This window comes from Bacteroidales bacterium, assembly GCA_013314715.1.
Classification (GTDB): domain Bacteria; phylum Bacteroidota; class Bacteroidia; order Bacteroidales; family GWA2-32-17; genus Ch61.
On the sequence record JABUFC010000009.1, the window covers coordinates 1 to 18739 of the forward strand.

18 protein-coding genes are annotated in these 18739 nt (G+C 34.7%); 6 read left to right on the forward strand and 12 right to left on the reverse strand.

The window, feature by feature from the left end; genetic code table 11:
* Positions 1-1502 (forward strand): hypothetical protein (locus HPY79_03260; GenBank protein ID NSW44831.1); only part of this gene is annotated, 1502 nt, incomplete at its 5' end.
* 56 nt (positions 1503-1558) lie between these two features.
* Here HPY79_03260 and HPY79_03265 read toward each other — a convergent pair.
* The gene (locus tag HPY79_03265) at positions 1559-2473 is read right to left on the reverse strand and encodes a TIGR01212 family radical SAM protein (protein NSW44832.1); all 915 of its coding nucleotides are present in this window, start codon (positions 2471-2473) and stop codon (positions 1559-1561) included.
* A 79-nt stretch (positions 2474-2552) separates the two neighbouring features.
* Positions 2553-4088, reverse strand: coding sequence for a peptide MFS transporter (locus tag HPY79_03270; GenBank protein ID NSW44833.1), 1536 nt, complete (start codon positions 4086-4088; stop codon positions 2553-2555).
* An 85-nt stretch (positions 4089-4173) separates the two neighbouring features.
* On the opposite strand from HPY79_03270, the gene HPY79_03275 reads away from it, so the two are divergent.
* Genes HPY79_03275 through tilS form a run of 3 tightly spaced genes read left to right on the forward strand, consistent with a single transcriptional unit; the run spans position 4174 to position 8324 of the window.
* The gene (locus tag HPY79_03275; GenBank protein ID NSW44834.1) at positions 4174-5682 is read left to right on the forward strand and encodes an NAD(P)H-hydrate dehydratase; all 1509 of its coding nucleotides are present in this window, start codon (positions 4174-4176) and stop codon (positions 5680-5682) included.
* Positions 5683-5705: 23 nt separating this feature from the next.
* On the forward strand, positions 5706-6983 hold the full coding sequence (locus tag HPY79_03280) for an anthranilate synthase component I family protein (protein ID NSW44835.1): 1278 nt from the start codon (positions 5706-5708) through the stop codon (positions 6981-6983).
* Positions 6984-8324 carry a tRNA lysidine(34) synthetase TilS gene (tilS, locus tag HPY79_03285; GenBank protein NSW44836.1) on the forward strand — a complete coding sequence of 447 codons (1341 nt, stop codon included), beginning with the start codon at positions 6984-6986 and terminating at the stop codon, positions 8322-8324.
* A 12-nt stretch (positions 8325-8336) separates the two neighbouring features.
* Here the strand turns inward: tilS and HPY79_03290 are convergent, their stop codons facing one another.
* The 5 genes from HPY79_03290 to HPY79_03310 are packed head-to-tail and all read right to left on the reverse strand — an operon-like array spanning position 8337 to position 12884.
* On the reverse strand, positions 8337-9176 hold the full coding sequence (locus HPY79_03290; GenBank protein NSW44837.1) for an Omp28 family outer membrane lipoprotein: 840 nt from the start codon (positions 9174-9176) through the stop codon (positions 8337-8339).
* Between the two features lie 11 nt (positions 9177-9187).
* Positions 9188-10156, reverse strand: a complete 969-nt coding sequence (locus HPY79_03295; protein ID NSW44838.1) for a hypothetical protein — start codon at positions 10154-10156, stop codon at positions 9188-9190.
* An 18-nt stretch (positions 10157-10174) separates the two neighbouring features.
* Entirely contained in the window at positions 10175-10843 is a 669-nt protein-coding gene (locus HPY79_03300) for a hypothetical protein (protein NSW44839.1), read from the reverse strand.
* Between the two features lie 44 nt (positions 10844-10887).
* Positions 10888-11391 carry a TlpA family protein disulfide reductase gene (locus tag HPY79_03305; GenBank protein ID NSW44840.1) on the reverse strand — a complete coding sequence of 168 codons (504 nt, stop codon included), beginning with the start codon at positions 11389-11391 and terminating at the stop codon, positions 10888-10890.
* Positions 11392-11399: 8 nt separating this feature from the next.
* Entirely contained in the window at positions 11400-12884 is a 1485-nt protein-coding gene (locus HPY79_03310; GenBank protein NSW44841.1) for a T9SS type A sorting domain-containing protein, read from the reverse strand.
* A 60-nt stretch (positions 12885-12944) separates the two neighbouring features.
* Between HPY79_03310 and HPY79_03315 the strand changes: the two genes are divergently transcribed.
* Positions 12945-13673 carry a T9SS type A sorting domain-containing protein gene (locus HPY79_03315; GenBank protein NSW44842.1) on the forward strand — a complete coding sequence of 243 codons (729 nt, stop codon included), beginning with the start codon at positions 12945-12947 and terminating at the stop codon, positions 13671-13673.
* A 26-nt stretch (positions 13674-13699) separates the two neighbouring features.
* Positions 13700-14041, forward strand: coding sequence for a hypothetical protein (locus HPY79_03320; GenBank protein NSW44843.1), 342 nt, complete (start codon positions 13700-13702; stop codon positions 14039-14041).
* Positions 14042-14049: 8 nt separating this feature from the next.
* Here HPY79_03320 and HPY79_03325 read toward each other — a convergent pair whose 3' ends face one another.
* Genes HPY79_03325 through nuoB form a run of 5 tightly spaced genes read right to left on the reverse strand, consistent with a single transcriptional unit; the run spans position 14050 to position 18734 of the window.
* Positions 14050-14505, reverse strand: a complete 456-nt coding sequence (locus HPY79_03325; protein ID NSW44844.1) for a ferritin family protein — start codon at positions 14503-14505, stop codon at positions 14050-14052.
* A gap of 50 nt (positions 14506-14555) precedes the next feature.
* Positions 14556-16337: an FAD-dependent oxidoreductase gene (locus HPY79_03330; GenBank protein ID NSW44845.1), complete on the reverse strand. Its 1782-nt coding sequence runs from the start codon at positions 16335-16337 to the stop codon at positions 14556-14558.
* Between the two features lie 16 nt (positions 16338-16353).
* Positions 16354-17547: an NADH-quinone oxidoreductase subunit D gene (locus tag HPY79_03335; protein NSW44846.1), complete on the reverse strand. Its 1194-nt coding sequence runs from the start codon at positions 17545-17547 to the stop codon at positions 16354-16356.
* The gene (locus HPY79_03340; GenBank protein NSW44847.1) at positions 17540-18067 is read right to left on the reverse strand and encodes an NADH-quinone oxidoreductase subunit C; all 528 of its coding nucleotides are present in this window, start codon (positions 18065-18067) and stop codon (positions 17540-17542) included. Before HPY79_03340 ends, HPY79_03335 begins: the two co-directional genes overlap by 8 nt.
* Positions 18068-18071: 4 nt before the next feature.
* The gene (gene nuoB / locus HPY79_03345; GenBank protein NSW44848.1) at positions 18072-18734 is read right to left on the reverse strand and encodes an NADH-quinone oxidoreductase subunit NuoB; all 663 of its coding nucleotides are present in this window, start codon (positions 18732-18734) and stop codon (positions 18072-18074) included.
* Positions 18735-18739 lie beyond the last annotated feature (5 nt).

An 18739-nucleotide genomic window follows, 5' to 3' on the forward strand; every position in this document is an offset into this window, starting at 1 on the left:
CGGTCGATAATTCATCTAATAAATCAAATAAGGGCGTATTCATTGTCAACGGGAAAGCACAAACCAAAGCCGGAGGAACAAACTATCTCCGAATTTCGCCCGATAGCTCACGTATTTATACCGAAGATCCCAATGCCGGATTCGGAGTTAGAGACCTGAGTGGAGGTAATGCTACCAGCTATATGCAACTAACACCCGAAAATTATTTTATCGGACACGAAGCCGGTGCACATAATAGTGGTGGTCTATACAACTCTTTTATAGGTTATAATGCCGGTTATGCTAATACAACGGGCTCATATAATATATATCTAGGTAATAGAGCTGGATATGCTGGTTCTGTTTCCCAATATTGCACTTTTCTTGGATATAATGCTGGACAAAACAACAACAGTAATGATAATACATTTATTGGATATTTATCAGGAACAAATCATACCATTGGTGGTGGTAATGTTTTTCTTGGAAGTAAAGCTGGCTCGTACGATAGTGCAGGAGTTAGAAATATTTTTATAGGAGAATATGCGGGCAATTATAATAAAAATGGGCAAGATAATGTTTTTATTGGGACACGTGCCGGAGAAATGAATAAAGATGGTTATAGCAATATTTTTATAGGTACCTACACTGGTATGAATAATCTAGGTTCATTAACAGGATATAACGGAAACTATAATATTTTTCTTGGTAATTGGGCAGGAAAATCAAACAAAACAGGTTTCTGTAATATTTTTATGGGCGACAATGCAGGTTCTACTAATATAAGTGGATACCACAACATTTATATAGGTAGAGGAAGTGATGGTGATTCTACCAGTATTGATAACACTTATATAGGTTCTTATACCGAAATGAAAGGTTCGGCTAATACAATAATAGGTTCTATGGCAGGTACGCAAAGTATTGGTAATAATAATGTTTTAATCGGTTATCGAGCAGGTTGGGGAATTCATCAAAACAATAAATTATTTATTGAAAATTCGTTAGACACACTTAAACCACTCATAAATGGGGATTTTGCAACTAATAAATTTGCGATAAATCGATTAGCAAATACTTATCCGTTCCAAATTGGTACTAATTCTACTGATGGTAACGGTGCTTATTTAACTGGTGGTGGTACATGGACAAATGCTTCTTCAAAAACACTTAAAGACCGATTTGAAGAATTAAACAAAAATGACTTACTTAGTAAAATTGAACAACTAGACATAAAAGCATGGTACTATAAAGGCACTCAAGAACGTCATATTGGGCCCGTTGCCGAAGATTTTTACCAAGCATTTGGAACGGGCGTATTAGATGAACCCCATTACTTAGGTAAATCGCTCGCTGCTTCGGATGTTGCAGGCGTTAGCCTAGCTGCTATTAAAGAACTTATTGCAAAAAATAAGCAACAAAATGAGCTTATCAATCAACTTTTAAAGCGAATTGAACAGTTAGAAAAAAAATTAAATGATACTCCTTCTTATACAAATCCTAACCAAAACAACATTAAATAATAAAATCATTATAATCATCAAAAGAGGCTGACTTAATTTTGAGACAGCCTCTTTTTTTATACCCATCTGCCTTGAAATGTTTCTAAATCATTCATTTTTTTTCTTATCATTTCAACTACATGATAATTTTTAATATTCCCCCAATGTGGAGCAATAACCATATCATTAGGCGATTCACTTGTGAAACGTTCAATATAAATATCAGTACGCAAATGCTCTAAAAATAAAATGACCCAATCGATATACTTATCAATACACAAGGGTTGCACATCAACTTCTTTAGATTCATACAACTGTGCAAGCTTAGTATTTTTAATTACCTGTAACTGATGAAACTTAATCGCTTTTATCGGAAGTTTATTAATATTATGTGCATGAACTTTAATGTCGTCCATAGTTTCACCTGGTAATCCTAAAATAAGATGAATGGTTGTCCAAATGTTATATTGGTTAATTATCTTTGCCGCTTTTTCAACATCCTTGTATGAATGACAACGATTTAATAATGACAATGTTTTATCGAATGTTGACTCTACTCCTAACTCAATAAAAACCTCGTATTGTTTATTTAACTCTGCTAAAAACTTCAACAATGCTTCGTCAATACAATCAGGTCTGGTAGAAATGGCTATACCAACAACATTAGGAATAGCCAAAGATTGAATATATTTTTGTTTTAAGACCTCAAGAGGCGCATAAGTATTAGTATAATTCTGAAAATAAGCTATGTATTTTTGGCTTGGATACTTTTTTGAAAAATATTGTATCCCTTTTTCGAGCTGATTTTTTATATCAATAGAATAATCGGTAAAATCGGGTGAAAATGTTTGATTGTCGCAATATATACATCCTCCTAATCCTTTTGTTCCATCTCTATTAGGGCATGTAAATCCAGCATTTACAGAAATTTTTTGTACTCGAGTACCATATTTCTCTTTTAAATATGTTGCAAAATTCCTGTAAACATTCATTCTTAATTATGAAAAGAAATTATGTGTAAATGTGTTGTATAAAATTAATCAACAAAAATTATTTAATAAAACAGTAAACTTATTTAGCCACTCTTTCAAGCCATTTAAGCATAAACAACATGGTTGTCATAGAAATTAAGCAAACACCAACAAAAACAGACCATGTTAACCAAATAGGAACATTTTCATATAAAATAGCACCGATAAACAATAACTGATTACCAATTGCCGTTGCCCCCAACCATCCACCTTGCATAATACCTTGTAAATGTGGAGGTGCTACTTTTGACACAAACGATATTCCTAATGGACTAATAAATAATTCGGCTATTGTAAGTATAAAATACGTAGCAACTAACAATAATGGCGTAACTTTATCAGCATCAGCTAATCCACCCATAGCATTTAATTCTGATTTTAAGGGTAATCCCAAAGAGCCTAAAGTCATAACAAAATATGCTGATGCGGCTATTAACATTCCAATTGCAATTTTCTTAGGTGTAGATGGTTCTAAACCACGAGCCCTTAACCACCCAAATACCCCCATAAGTATTGGAGTTAAAAGCACAATAAAAAATGGGTTAATAGATTGGAATATTTCGGCTCCTTGAATATTCACAAACCCCAGATTAATAGCAATGCCACTCAAATCGGTATAATCTTTGGCAAAGTAAGTCAACGTCAAACCATTTTGATGGAACGAAAACCAGAAAAATATAACAACTCCAAATACCGCAAACAATGCATACAATCGTTGTTTTATTTCTTTTGCGTCCATTTGAACTTGTGAAGTATTATTAGAATCGGTTGATTTAGCTTTCGATTGAGGAGTTGGAAATTTCTTTTTATTTGTAAGGTAAATAACTAAAGAAATTATCATAGCACCAACAGATATAGCAAAAGCATAATGAAAGCCTTGTGTAAATACATTCAAATAATCATTAACAAAAGCACTAATATCAGTAACAGCCTTTCCACTCACTTCGGTTGCTAAGGTATTTAACTTTATCATAGCTTCGTTGGTAATAGTTCCATCTAAATATCGATGACATAGTTCTGGCAATCCTGAATTATATTTATATCCAAAATGCTGTAACCAACCATTTCGCATACCAATAGCCATAAGAGGAGCAAATAATGCACCTACATTAATAAACATATAAAATATCGAAAAACCAGAATCTCTGAGTTTACCATATTGCTCATTATCGTACATCTGACCGATTAATGCTTGTAAATTTCCTTTAAAAAGTCCATTTCCAAAGGCAATAACAAACAATCCTATACACGAAATAATTAAAAATAAAGTTTTATTAGGAACAGGAGTAGGTGTTGGTATAGCAATCATTACATATCCCAACGACATTACAATTAAACCTGTTAAAATGGTGCCTTTATAATTTCGAGTTCTATCGGCAATTATACCTCCTACAAAGGCCAATATATAAATTGAAAAATAAAAAATAGAATAAATTAAACCGGCTTGTGTTCCACTTAGTCCAAATTTAGCTTGTAAAAACAAAACTAAAATAGCCATCATGGTATAAAAACCAAAACGCTCGCCCATATTAGCAAGAGCAGCAGCGATCAATCCTTTGGGATGTTGCTTAAACATATTTCCTTTTTTTATATCTTTACGGGGCAAAGATAATTTTAAAATTTGAAAAATTAAATCCTTTTTCAAAAAAGATAAATAAAAAATGAAAATTTTTACAACAAAACAAATCAGTATAATTGACCAATACACCATTAAAAACGAACCCATACCATCGATAGATTTAATGGAAAGAGCTTCGGAACAACTCTGCAAATATGTTTTAAAACATTTTCCTAAAACACAATCTTTTGCTATTTGCTGTGGATTTGGGAACAATGGTGGAGATGGCTTAGCCTTAGCCAGAATACTTCACCAACAAAATTACCGCGTAAGGGTTTTACATTTTAACATTAAAGAAAAACAATCGCCTGATAATATAACAAATTATAACCGCTGTAAAGAATTAGGTATCCATATCGTAGAGTCAGTTCATGCAACTGATTATCAATTCGATAAAGATGAAATAATTATAGACGCTCTTTTTGGAAGTGGTTTAAAAAATCCATTAGAAGGCCCTATTGTATCTATAATTCAAAAAATTAATGAATCTGGATGCAAGGTTATTGCCATTGATATACCAAGTGGATTAATGGGCGAGGATAATCGCACCCATAATTCATTTAATATTATTAAAGCCCATCTTACGCTCACTTTAGAGTTTCCCAAACTATCCTTTTTTTTTCCTGAAAACGAACCCTATGTTGGCAAATGGGAAATTATACCTATATTTTTACATCCCGATGCTAAAGAAAAAGAACACTCCAATTACTTTTATATTACGCCCTCATTATTAAGGTCAATTTTTAAGGCACGCTCAAAATTCACAGAAAAACGTCAAGTTGGTCATGGGCTTTTGTATGCTGGAAGCAAAGGAAAAATGGGAGCTGCTGTTTTAGCGGCTAAAGCGGCTATACGATCGGGTGCCGGCCTCATCAGCGTATGGATACCTGAATCTGAACGCTTCATTATTCAATCTACCGTTCCTGAAATATTGCTCAAAACCTATAAGGAAAAAGATAATACTTACGAATACGACTTTCATATATTTAACGCCATTGCATCAGGTTGTGCTATTGGTACCGATTCTCAAGCGTTTGATAAAATTCAAATACTTTTAAAAGAACAACAAAAGCCTCTCGTTTTAGATGCCGATGCTTTAAACCTAATATCAAAATACCCAGATATGCTAAATCAACTTTCACCCAACACTATTCTTACGCCCCATATACGCGAATTTGATCGATTATTTGGTGAACATTACAGTCATTTCGAACGATTTTTAACGGCTCAAAAAAAGGCACAAGAATACAAGCTCATCATTATATTAAAAGGAGCATATACACAAATTCATTTGCCTGACGGAACTACTTATTTTAATTCTACGGGGAATCAAGGTATGGCAACCGCTGGAAGTGGCGATGTACTAACAGGAATATTGCTTGGACTTTTAGCACAAGGCTACTCACCCCAAAATGCAGCCATTATTGCTACCTATATTCATGGATTAGCAGCTGATTATGCCCTTAAAAAACAAAGTTACGAATCGCTCATTGCATCTGATATTATAAAATATTTAGGAAAAGCGTTTAACACTACTTTTTACTATTTTTAAATTATCTTTGCCTGTAATAATAAATGCGAAGAAAACTTAACATAAAAGTTGACAATGTTGCTTTATATAAGCATCAACTTTATCAATACGCCTTAAACTATCCGCATTTTGCCATTTTAAATTCGCATCATTACCCCTCCAAATTTCCGTTCATTGCTGCTTTGGGAGCAATTTCCATTTTAACTCCACAAAAAGACTTCTTTGATTCGCTTTTTTATTGGAAAAAAAACATACATGATTGGGTTTTTGGGCATTTATCATATGATTTAAAAAATGAGATAGAACCGCTACAATCAAATAATCCCGATTTCATTCATTTTCCTTTAATGAGCTTTTTCCAGCCACAAATCATAATTTTTATAAATAACTCACATGTTTGTTATCAATACCCTGAAAGACAAACAAAAAAAGAAATTCAAAAAATTCATTCTGACATTTTATCTACTCCCGTTGAAAAAATAGTCAACATTCCAAATTTTAAACAACGCATGAGCCGCGAAGAATATTTTCATCGATTTAACCAAATAAAACGACATATTCAACTTGGAAATATATACGAAATAAACTTTTGTCAAGAATTTTATTGCGAAAACTTTATTGCTAATCCGGCTTTGTGTTTTAATGAATTGGCTCAAACCACCCCGATGCCCTTTTCTGCATTTTATAGGCACCATCATTCATTTCTATTATGCGCCTCACCCGAGCGTTATTTAAAAAAAGAAGGACTAAAAATATGTTCCCAACCTATAAAAGGGACACAAAAACGCTCATCTGCTAACGATATTCAAAATAAACATATACTTGAAAATAATGCTAAAGAGCATGCCGAGAATGTGATGATTGTCGATTTAGTTCGCAACGATTTATCGCGAACAGCAAACAAAAATTCAGTTAAAGTTAAAGAATTGTGTAAAGTTTATGCTTTTCCAACCGTTTTTCAAATGATTTCTACTATTGAATCGAAAGTATCTCCTCATATCCCCTTTACCGATATTATAAAAACAACCTTTCCGATGGGCAGCATGACAGGCGCACCTAAAATAAAAGCAATGGAGATCATTGAACAATACGAGAAAACCAAAAGAGGTTTATTTTCTGGATCTGTTGGATACATTACACCCGATAACGATTTCGACTTTAATGTTGTAATTCGAAGTTTACAAATAAATCAAGCGAATAATTATGCCAATTTTATTACAGGAGGTGCTATTACTATTCAATCTGAAGCCGAAAATGAATATTCGGAATGTTTTGTAAAAGCTCAGGGCCTATTAAATGCATTAAAAACAAAAATAGAATAAATGTCGTCGTCATTAGAAATATGGTTTAAAAAATATATCGAACAAAATCAACTTTTTACAACCAACGATAAACTTTTATTGGCATTTAGTGGAGGTATTGATTCGGTTGTCTTAGCTCATTTACTTTTGAAAAATAACTACTGTTTTGAACTTGCTCATTGCAATTTTCAACTTAGAGGCAATGAATCGAACCAAGATGAACAATTTGCCTACACTTTTGCTAATCAACATCAACTTATTATTCATAGTCAAACATTCGACACCAAAGAGTTTGCAATAGAAAATAAGATTACCATTCAAGAAGCAGCTCGTGTACTTCGCTACCAATACTTTTACAATTTGGCTAAACAACAAAAATGCACTTATATTTTAACTGCTCATCATTTAGACGATAATATTGAAACTGTTTTTTTGAATATAATCCGTGGTACTGGTCTAAAAGGATTATGTGGCATACCCATTCAAAACAATCAAATTGTACGACCCTTATTATTTGCTACTCGCGAACAAATAAAACAATATGCACTTAATAACGATCTCGCATGGCGTGAAGATTCTTCTAATCAAACGGATAAATATACTCGTAATTATATACGCCATCATATATTACCTAAAATTCAAGAAATTCAACCTGATATTCACAACATTTTTATTAAAAATCTACAACATTTTACAACCAGCTACCAATTATTAGAAGAACTAGTTAATGAAAAAATGCATGCCTTTGTTCAAAAAAAAGAACATACGCTTTTAATACTTATTGATGAACTCAAAAAAATATCACAAGCAAAATTATTGCTTTATCATTATTTACAACCCTTTGGTTTTAATCTTTCACAAATACAACAAATTTTAGAACAAAATCATCAAAATGGTAAAACATTTACCACCAGTAATTACAAAGCTTATATTTATAAGCCTTACTTAACCATTATTAAAAACCATAATTCAAATATACTACAACCCTATTACATAATTGAAAAAAACACCAAAGAGCTTTTAGAACCTATGCATCTTATTTTTAATCAATTTGCTATCAATAAAGACTTCGAAATTCCTCGTTATAAACACGTCGCTTTTATTGATTCAGCTCATTTATCTTTTCCGCTATATATTCGAAAATGGAAAAAAGGCGATTTTTTCTATCCACTTGGAATGAATCAACGAAAAAAAATCAGTGATTTTCTGATTGACCAAAAAATTCCCATTTATGAAAAAGAAAATATTTGGATATTAGAAAACAAAGGTGAAATTGTTTGGGTTATCGGCTATCGTATCGATGACCGTTATAAAGTTACCCCACAAACACAAAATATATTGAATATTGAATGGATTAAATAATAATAATTTTTTTTATTGAATACTAGCTTGTTCGGATTGAATAACAGTATTATCATTAGCATTATAAATAAAAGCAACAACATGTGCATTTTTCTTTATCCAAGCTGTATTCCACGACAGGTTAAACTGCCGTAATAAAGTATCGCCAACTTGCTTGCCGGAGAGTGAAAGCTCATTACCCCAAGTTCCATTAAACGAAGCTCTGAATACGTGCATATGAACATAATCTGGAATTAAGTTTGGATTCACATCGTAGTCGGTTTGAGCAGATATAATACTATCTTCAGTAAGATATACACATAACTTCAGGGGAACATCTATGTTTTGTAGGAGTTTAATGGAAATAGAAGCATCTACTTTGCTGGAAGCATTTTGATAATTGGCTTGAATAGCAATATGAACTTTGGGTGTTTGATTGATAAGGTTAGCCACAGCCTCCGACCACGCATCGTGCGAGAGTAAAACACTTCCGTTGTATGCCGTACGATTTACCATACCAATAGGCCATTGCGTAACACCAAAAGTAGTAGCTAATTCTTCTGCTTCGTTTGTTCTAAAATCGGCAGGGTAACTCGGTGGCAAAGGAGTTGCAAAAAAACCACTGTGCAAGGCTATACCAATTATTTTATTACCATACAATACAATAAGTTGATGCAGTTTTTCGTGTGCACGAGGACAATTGCCACAACGATGTCCGGTAAAATCTTCAATCAACACTTTTTGAACATAAGTAGTTGTGTCAGTTCCTGTATTATGAGTTTCTTTATAAGGCGCATCAATCTTATCACATGCCATAAAAGAGGTTAAAACGGCAAGAATTAAAACCGGAAATATATATCTGACATTTTTCATTTAATAAGAAATTAAAAAGTTGAACTTAATGAGACCATAACACCATTAGAAGCAGGCACATTGCGGCAAACACCACCTATACACATCACTCCTTCGGGCTGCCGTCCATAGCCTATTTGCAAACGCGAACCTCCCTTAGCAAAAGCAATGCTGCCCATATAAAAATGATTAATCTCATTGCCTTCTGGATTTTGATAATTCATTTGATCTGAAACAGAGAAAAACCATGAGGGTGCTATGCTATACTCAGCTGTTAGCATTGCCCAATTGCCTTTATCTTGTTTTGTAAACAACATTTCAGCATCAACATGCAAAGCATGCTTATCGTTAAAACGATAAATAGCATCTATAACTCCCACATGTCCGTAAACCATTCCATGCCCTGTCATACCTCGCAATATATCAAAGTTATAAGCAAAATACTGATAAATAAAATTTGCGGTAAAGGCTTTTGTAAATTTTTTATTGATTTCGGCTGTAATATTTTCATAATAAAGCTCATCACCAATTTCAAAAAATGGACTTTGATAGCCCAAGGTTCCGGCAATTCCGATGGCATTGGTGTCGGTAGGGTTGTTTTTCTTTAAACTGTGCAAACGATTGTAATTTAAAGAAAGGTTAGTTCCATATTCACCGCCCAGCATGGTACCTTTTTTAAATTTGTACAACAATTCGGTTCCTCCTCCTATTTCGCCATTGGCTTGTGTTGCATAAGGATATTTATTTAATAAGGTATAAGTAAATGTTCGGGTAAAAATGGGAATATAGTTTATATTCAACTGCATAAGGCTCGCATTACGATCGCTCCTGAAGCTCATATTGTCAACCCTTTTAGCATTTAATATCCAACCAAAACCTTTAGTTGTATAGCCCAAATTGACGAGCAATGCTTGTCCATCTTTATAAATATAACGATTATCGGCAGAAGGGTCATTTATTTTGTTAGCATATTCGGTATATATACTCCATCCACCTCGCATAATTTGCAAACGCGATGCCTATGCTCCCACATTTTCAGGTAGTTTGTATAACGGGTCCTTATCGGGTTGATACTTACTAACAAAACTTCCTCCTAAATTGATGATGGTCGAAGAATTTTGCAAAAAACTAAAAACATCGTTTAATGCTAAATCGGCATCGGCACCCCGAACAATGCCGGAACCTAACTCAAAAAAGTTGCGTTGTTTGCCTGTAAGCCCTTTGACCGTTAACCCTTTATATGGCACGAATTTCACACGAACTCCTTCGAATGCATTGTCGTATCCAATGGCTTTTTCTTCGTATGTTCGAAGTACTAAACCCATTCCGAATTGTTCGTAAAAATTTCCAGCGGTAACTTCCAAGTTATCGTCTGTATAGGTAATATACTTATAAGGAATGCCATTGCCATTGTAGCGAGCATCGAATCCAAGCAAGGTATTCATATAAGCTTCGTAACGCAATCCGGCTGTAAATTTTCCGCGTGTATAAACAAGATTAGCATATGAATTGAGTAGCATTTTTTCAGGAACTTTTGGGGCATTAATGGTACTATCGGCTTTGTAGGTTTGCGCATCGATCTGAATATTGCCATGAATCTCGCCTTGATTGGAGTTTTGAGAATACAATATTGTATTAAGTTCAAAAATTAAACATCCCACCAACGTTAATTTTACAAAAATATTCATACTATTATTGTTTATTTATATGATCTAAATAAAGAAATACGAATTTATTCTTTATTTTCTGCTAATCGTTTTATCACCTCGTACATCTTATTCTCGTCTCCTTCGGCATACGTAGTATGTTGCTCTACAATATTGCCCTTACCATCGATGATAAAAGTATGAGGGACATTGATTACGTTCATAGCACGTTTAAAATCGCTATTTGGATCGAGCAAAACGACATATTCCCACCCTTTAGCGTTGACAAAAGGAGCAACACGACTCATGCTTTTAGCATCATCGATAGATATAGCATAAAGAACCACGCCGGTTTCTTTTTGCCAATCGGAATATTTGTCGGCTATGGCATTCAATTCCATCACGCAAGGTTTGCACCAAGTAGCCCAAAAATCAATAATGATGGGCTTACCATTGTTTTTGATTTCTGAAGTATTAAACTTTTTTCCATCAACGGTTTTTAACTCCACAGAAGGTATGCTAAATTGAGCATTTTGTGCTCCTAACCCAAGTGTTAGAAGCACAAATGCTATATTAATTAAAGTTTTCATTGATATTATTATTTTGTAATAATCACTTTACGACTAACTGACTCATTCGAAGTTGTAACCTTAACAAAATAAGTACCATTCACTAATTGAGAGGTAGATACTATTTCGTTATCAGATGCAGCTGTTTTGGTGTAAAGAACATTACCCAACATGTCAATTAACTGAATCGTTGCATTTTGGACATTAGCAATATTAATTTCGGTAGTAGCAGGGTTAGGATAAACCATTAATCTACCATTTAATGAATTAGGATCAACACCAACCGAAGGAACACAGAAGTTTACAGATTTAGAACTACCGATGGTAGCACCAGCTATAGTTGCTAAAGTTTGACCACCATAGGTAATAGTAACATTGCCATCGTCTGAAGTTGATGAAGAATTGTTATTCATACCATCTCCGTATGAATCTAAAATAGTAAATGTATAGCAAGTACCTGGATTTAAACACCAATCTTCGGTATAGTGATGATGTCCGGAAGTATAATTACCTCCTTCAGCAATAATCGTTGATGTTCCTTGTACTTTTAAATTCCAACTTGTTTCGCTGGGATAAACATCGGTATATAAATCAAAATGAACCACAGCACCATTTGAATTAACAATAAAAGGATTATTTATGGTGTTATTGGATAGATTTTCATCTGTTTGTCCATTGGGATCAAGTAATTCAAAACTTAAAGTATGATTACCATCGGGAATATTAGTTAATGGATTTATAGAAATATTAGCCACTTCGTACATCGCCAAATTACCTGTCCAATTAATTGTTTGCATTGTAGTACCATCGAGTTTTACAAGAATAGTACAAGAGGTTAAATTTGCAGTTCCATAATTTTGAATAGTCAAATTGGGACTTACATTACCTACACAATAAGTTCCGGCAGGCGATGTACTACTAAATGCTTTTACGTCATTAACATTTGTAGTAAGAGCTGCACAATGGCTATTGGCAAAAGAATAATGCTGTGATGTGGTTAGCTGACCTGATTCATAAATGGTTCTATCTGGACACACTGTATAAACTGTAGGGAAATATTGAATATTATAAGCAGAAACCGTAGCTAAACCAGTAGAGCCATTACCATCGGGAGCAGCACAAGTTGCAATAATAGGATATGGTGTACCTGTAACCCAGTTCCCTTGTGAGCCAGAGCCTCCATTTAATTGTGCCAAAGTGCCTTCGTCACCTTCGATAAAGAAAACCATCATTGTTTGATTAACTGTTCCGGTTGGACCATACGAATTATATACACCTTCTAAGGCACCACTCGTATGATAACTCCAACAAGGACCACACCATACAGCCGAGAAATCGATTATTACTTTTTTACCTTGATTAAGGTAATCGTACAAAGTATAATTGGTACCATTAATATCTTTTAAGGTCCAATTTGGAGCAATACTGCCATTTGGTAATTGAGCAAACGAAGTGCTTACAATACCAGTTATAGCTAAAAAGCTAATTGCTAATGTTAATAAATTTTTTTTCATGCTAAACCGTTTTAGTTTGTAGTTTCAAAAATATGATGTATTTTTGTAAAAAAAAAGTTTATGAAAAAATTTTTTATATTTTTTTTATATCTAGCAGCATTCAGTTGTTTTTCGTTATATTTAAATGCTCAAACATTGGAGCTATATACCACTAGTGGTAATTTACTTCAATATGGTGATACCATTACTGTAAGTGGCACACCTCAATCATCGGAGCTTATCGGACACGTACATGTTAAAAACATCTCAAGTAATACTATTCAGGTCTCTTGTACTAAGTCATATCTTTATATAGTACCAGGTAGTAGCAATACATTTTGTTGGGCTAACAACTGCTATCCTCCTAACACCTTTACATCGCCTATGAAGACTATTGCACCACAAGAAATTGTAACCGATTTTTCGGGCGATTATTATCCCACAGGTAATGCTGGTATTAGTTACATACGTTATACTTTTAATGTTTACCATGGCGATTCGGCTTGGATTGTTATTAAATACGATGCTACTGGTTCGGGAATTAATTCATATAATTTTGCAAAACTTTCTACCCCCTACCCAAATCCAGCAAACTCGGTTGTTAATGTTCCCTATTATTTAAGTTCTTCGCAAAAAGGAAGCATAGAAATATATGACATGATAGGAAAGCTAAAGACTTCTATTGCCTTAAATCCCAAGCAAAACATGATAACCATTCCAGTAAATGCATATAATAATGGAATTTACTTTTTACAATTGAAGGTTAATGGGAACTCCATTAGCACTGAAAAAATCATTGTAAAGCATTAGTAATATAATAATTATGCTTTACAAACATGCCTGACGAATATAACAGTTTAGAACGTCTTTGCAAAAAAATAATTCGTTACGCTCAATACGAAGCAGAAATAGAATTGGGAGTTAATCCTTCTGATTATAGTCAAGCCGATACGAGTTACTTATCAGAAAAAGATTTTGAATATATAAAAAGAGTAGAAGCAATAGTTGAAAAAAAATTGAAAAATTTTGAATGGGTTAATAAAACTATAGACTTTATAAAAGGGAATCAACAAGCATTTAACTCACCTTTAAGAGGGTTAAAATTCGACGATGAACTTTTTAAAGTGGGTCGTGGAATTTTAGAATATTACCTTAAAAATAATTACAGCAACCAATAATATCGCTTTTAATTATCTTTATTAATCATTTCGTCATATTCTATCTCGAAACGAAGTTTATGTTTTGATTCTTCTTGGGCTAAAGATTCGAAAAGCGATTTCATTAAGGGATCATCTACTTTCGATGCTAAATTCATATACAATTTAAAGGCTGCCTTTTCTTTTTTCATGGCAAGAATAAGAGCTGCCTGATAGGTTAACCCAACCGTTTCGCTAACATCTACAAGATAATCTTCTATTTTTAAATCTTTAATATTTCTTTCCATTAACTTAAATTGTCCACTACTTTTAATGTTTTGCAATCTTTTTTTATGCCCTCTTTCTTCTGCTGCAAAAGAGCTGAACACTTCTTTCATTTGTGGCGTTGGTGCCTGTTTAGAAAGATTTTCATATAAATCTATACTTTCCTGTTCTCGATTTATGGCAAACTCGAGAATATCATTAGTTGAATTAAATTGGTTTATCATAGTAATATTTTTATTTTTTCTAATTAAAAAATTGTTATAACAAAAGTTCATTCTCCTTTCAAAAGTTTATCAATTCCTCGTGCGGCCTTATGTCCATCGGCTATAGCGCTGATTGCATCGGCAGTTGGGTTAACAGAATCGCCTCCAGCAAATAATCGAGGTATGGATGTTTGCATAGCATCATCAACTACAATACGACCTTTTTTAATATTCAATTTTTGAAGCCATTCATTGCCTAAAAATTCATATGCACCTTCTTGCCCAATAGCGCCGATAACTGCCGTTGCTTCTATTATGGTCTCACTTCCTTCAATAGGTTCTGGTCTGGGGCGTCCACCTCTTTCATCGGGTACCATTTTGGCTTTAAGATATTCTATACCAGTTACCACATTGTTAGCATCGACCATAATTTTGGTAGGAATGGCCTGAGTGATAATATGTATGCCTTCTTGTTCGCACCCCTCGATTTCTTCAGGGTCTGAAGGCATATCTTCGATACGACGACGATAAAGTATGGAAACTTCGGCACCCAAGCGACGGCTTACACGTGCAGCATCCATAGCAACATTACCCCCGCCAATCACAACCACTTTATTCCCTATTTCTGGTTTCTTGCCTTCGTTTACTTCGCGCAAAAAGTCGATGGCTTGTAATGAACCTTTGGCTCCCTCGTTTTCAATTGCGAGTAGGTATGGCTTTTCAAATCCAATTCCCATAAATACAGCATCAAAAGCGGTATATAGTTCGTCAAATTTAACTTCACGACCAATCATGGTGTTAAAACGAAATTCTACCCCAATTTCCTCGAGCATACCAATTTCTTTATCCAAAATCTCCATAGGCAAGCGATATTTCGGAATACCGTACATCGTTGCTCCTCCTGGACGCGATTTGGCTTCAAAAATAGTAACCTTATAACCCAAGGTTCTTAAATAATATGCAGCACTAATTCCCGAAGGTCCTGCACCTATAATAGCAATATGCTTATTCCCTTCTGGGAGAGAGTCTAAACCAAGGATTTCTTTATATTTTTCAAATGGAACGTTATCGGCAATATAACGTTTAAGCCAACGAATTGCTAAAGGATCGCCTTTGACACCGATTGAGCATACTTCTTCGCAACGATGTGTACAGACTCTACCGCATATTTCGGGCAATGGGTTGGTATCGTATAAGAGTTTTAAACCAAGTTCAAGATTATTATCGCGAATGGCTTTTATATATCCTGGAATATCCATATGGGCAGGGCAAGTAGCAATACAAATACCGCAGCTAACACAACGATCGGCTTCTTTTTCTGCTTGTTCTTTAGAATAACCTTTTACCAACTCAAGAAAATTTGAGATACGTTCGCTGGGTTCAAGTTCTTCCATTTTTACCCGTTCGGGATTGTATAAAGAATAACCTGGATTGGTCCACCCTTTTTCGCTTTTATCCCAAGGCTTATTATCAACACCGGGTATATATCTAAAATCATCGGGATTTTCAGAAACCCAGGTATATTCATTCGACATCGTTAATGAACCGGTTGTACAAACATCAACACATAGGGCGCACCAACAACATCTGCCATAATCTACTAACGGACGCAATCCACTATCACCTTTTTTGGTTTCAATTCCTTCAACAGGTACCATATCGATAGCTTTATTTTCGCAAATGGCTTCGCAAGTTCCACAGCCAATACATTTAGTTATGTCGTTTTTATGAAAACCTCTATATCGATCGGCACCTGGTCGTTCAGTAAATGGATTCTTGACTGTAACAGGTTTTCTGTTAATGTTTCCCCAAGCAGAAAAGGGGCTAAGAATATCTTTAAATTTCATCATAATGTACACTCTTTTTTTAACGTTCTATTTCGGGTGGACAAGTTGTTAGCGACACCATAATTGGGCTAACATCAGAAATATTAGCGTTTATTAATAATTTTTCGAGTAAAGCTATAGCATGAGTATAACTTGGTCCTCTGAGGTTTATTCGTCGTGGGTATTCACTACCATCGCTCACTACATAAAAACCATATTCACCTCGCGATGATTCGCAACGGACATAAGTTTGCCCTTTAGGAACACTCCAATGCAGTGCATTGGGAATACGTGCCAATATTTCGCCATCGTTGGGCATTTTATTGAGTATTTGTCGTATTAGAGCAACCGTATTCACCATATCCATATATCGAACCCAGAATCGTGAATACACATCAGAACCTTTTTTTTCATCAACGTAAGGTTCAAAATCTAATTCAGCGTATTTTAAATAAGGGTAATCTTTTCGTACATCTCGATTTACACCAGCAGCACGAGCATTGGGGCCAACAACTCCAAATTTATCAATCCATTCAACCGGAACATATCCAGTTCCTACCGCACGTTTTTTTACTACTGCATTATCGAAAATTAGTTTTTTTATTCGAACAGAAAAATCGTCAATTTGTTTCAAATTATCGAGCAATCGTTCTTTAAAGCCTTGAGGCATTTTACCTCGAACACCACCGGGAATCATATACATATGATAAATTCGAGCTCCGGTAAGTTCTTCGAAACGATCGAGCAATAAATCGCGAAGATAAACTCCCCACTGCACACCTAATCCCAAACCCATGGTTCCTCCTAACCCTGGGACTGTTCGCAAAAGATTAGTCAAGCGAGCCATTTCGAGTGCTAATGTACGCATCCATTGTGCATACTCAGGGACTTCAATACCGCTTAATTCTTCTAATGCTGCTGAAAAACAATACTCATTCGTATCGGGTTCGGGCACACACATACGAACAACAGTAGGAAAACATTGCATCCATGTTCTACGCTCATATATTTTTTCGAAGCCACGATGCAAATAACCAACATGTGTTTTTGCTTCTACTATCTCATCTCCGCAAATAGTCAATTCCAATGACATATTACCCGTAACTCCGGGATGATTAGGTCCATGCCATATTTTAATATATTTGCCTGAACTCAAATCTATTTCAAGTTTTCCATCGGCACCCACTGATGGATATAAACTTCTATCGGGTTCTATTTTAAACTTACTATTCATTGGGATATAATTTTTGTTTCATATAAGTCGCTGGGTCATGTGTTTCCCTTCCAGGACGGGGGAAATATGTTTCCTCAGCATATTTTAATGTGTCAAATTCACGACACATAGGAGGTATTTGATCCCACCCCTCGAGCAAGAAGCTCTCATCAACGCGTGGACTACCGGGAAAATCAATACCATACATTTCTTTTAATTCGCGTTGATACGACCATATCTGTTCCCATAAATGATGAGCTGTATGCATAGTAGCGTTCTCACGCGAAATTCGAGTACAAACACCAATATCGATCCTCTTTGTAGGATTATTAAGTAGGTACATTAGCTCAAATTCTCCTTCTTCGATCCAATCGGCTACACTCAACATAACGAAATGTGAAAAACCTTCGTAATCGCGTAAATACGTAACTACGGAAATGGCTTGATCTTTGTCGACAGTTAAAAAAGAAAGATTAGCTCTTTGGTGTTTAACATTTTTAACTGACGCTATTTTTTCTATGTTCTTTATAATATTTTCCATAATCTTACCAATTATAATCGGGCATATTCCAATCTTTTATAATCTTTTTTTGATTGGCTTTATAGTAATCAAAATTTTTTGCATATTCGTTAGCACCTTCGGCTCTTCCTTCTTTAATTTTCTTTTTTAATGCTTCAAAACCAGCTAAGATAGCTTCGGGACGTGGCATACAACCAGCTACATATACATCAACTGGCATGTATTTATCAAGGCGATTAATGGTATTGTAACTATCGAAGTACATGCCCCCATTAATGGTACAACTGCCTAAAGCCATTACGTATTTAGGATTTTGCATTTGCTCGTAACTGCGAATAGCTCGTTTTAAGGTCTTTACACTTAAATAACCTGAAATAATCATCAAATTAGCTTGTCGAGGTGTAGGACGCATCTGAACTCCAAAACGGTAGGCATCGAAACGAGGTGTTAATAAAGGGTAAAGCTCGATGCTTCCACAACCTGTACCAAATCCAAGCACCCATATAGATTCTGCCCTTGCCCAATTCACAAAATCTTCAAAAATCTTCCATCTTTTAGGTTCGTGCACTTTTGGACGCTCCGAACAAAAATAATCTTCTAACGGATTGATGTTTATTTCTTCGCCATTAGGACCAATTACGGTTCTTGGCTGCAAATCGGGATCTATAAATTGTTTCTTTTCGCTCATAACAT

Excerpts from the sequence above, each read along its gene's own strand:
- HPY79_03265 (NSW44832.1), bottom strand. The coding sequence starts at position 2,473 with ATGAATGTTTACAGGAATTTTGCAACATATTTAAAAGAGAAATATGGT.
- HPY79_03335 (NSW44846.1), bottom strand. The coding sequence starts at position 17,547 with ATGAATAGTAAGTTTAAAATAGAACCCGATAGAAGTTTATATCCATCA.
- HPY79_03295 (NSW44838.1), bottom strand. The coding sequence starts at position 10,156 with ATGCGAGGTGGATGGAGTATATATACCGAATATGCTAACAAAATAAAT.
- HPY79_03305 (NSW44840.1), bottom strand. The coding sequence starts at position 11,391 with ATGAAAACTTTAATTAATATAGCATTTGTGCTTCTAACACTTGGGTTA.
- HPY79_03315 (NSW44842.1), top strand. The coding sequence starts at position 12,945 with ATGAAAAAATTTTTTATATTTTTTTTATATCTAGCAGCATTCAGTTGT.
- nuoB (NSW44848.1), bottom strand. The coding sequence starts at position 18,734 with ATGAGCGAAAAGAAACAATTTATAGATCCCGATTTGCAGCCAAGAACC.
- tilS (NSW44836.1), top strand. The coding sequence starts at position 6,984 with ATGTCGTCGTCATTAGAAATATGGTTTAAAAAATATATCGAACAAAAT.
- HPY79_03275 (NSW44834.1), top strand. The coding sequence starts at position 4,174 with ATGAAAATTTTTACAACAAAACAAATCAGTATAATTGACCAATACACC.
- HPY79_03290 (NSW44837.1), bottom strand. The coding sequence starts at position 9,176 with ATGAAAAATGTCAGATATATATTTCCGGTTTTAATTCTTGCCGTTTTA.
- HPY79_03320 (NSW44843.1), top strand. The coding sequence starts at position 13,700 with ATGCCTGACGAATATAACAGTTTAGAACGTCTTTGCAAAAAAATAATT.
- HPY79_03340 (NSW44847.1), bottom strand. The coding sequence starts at position 18,067 with ATGGAAAATATTATAAAGAACATAGAAAAAATAGCGTCAGTTAAAAAT.
- HPY79_03300 (NSW44839.1), bottom strand. The coding sequence starts at position 10,843 with ATGAATATTTTTGTAAAATTAACGTTGGTGGGATGTTTAATTTTTGAA.
- HPY79_03270 (NSW44833.1), bottom strand. The coding sequence starts at position 4,088 with ATGTTTAAGCAACATCCCAAAGGATTGATCGCTGCTGCTCTTGCTAAT.
- HPY79_03310 (NSW44841.1), bottom strand. The coding sequence starts at position 12,884 with ATGAAAAAAAATTTATTAACATTAGCAATTAGCTTTTTAGCTATAACT.
- HPY79_03280 (NSW44835.1), top strand. The coding sequence starts at position 5,706 with ATGCGAAGAAAACTTAACATAAAAGTTGACAATGTTGCTTTATATAAG.
- HPY79_03330 (NSW44845.1), bottom strand. The coding sequence starts at position 16,337 with ATGATGAAATTTAAAGATATTCTTAGCCCCTTTTCTGCTTGGGGAAAC.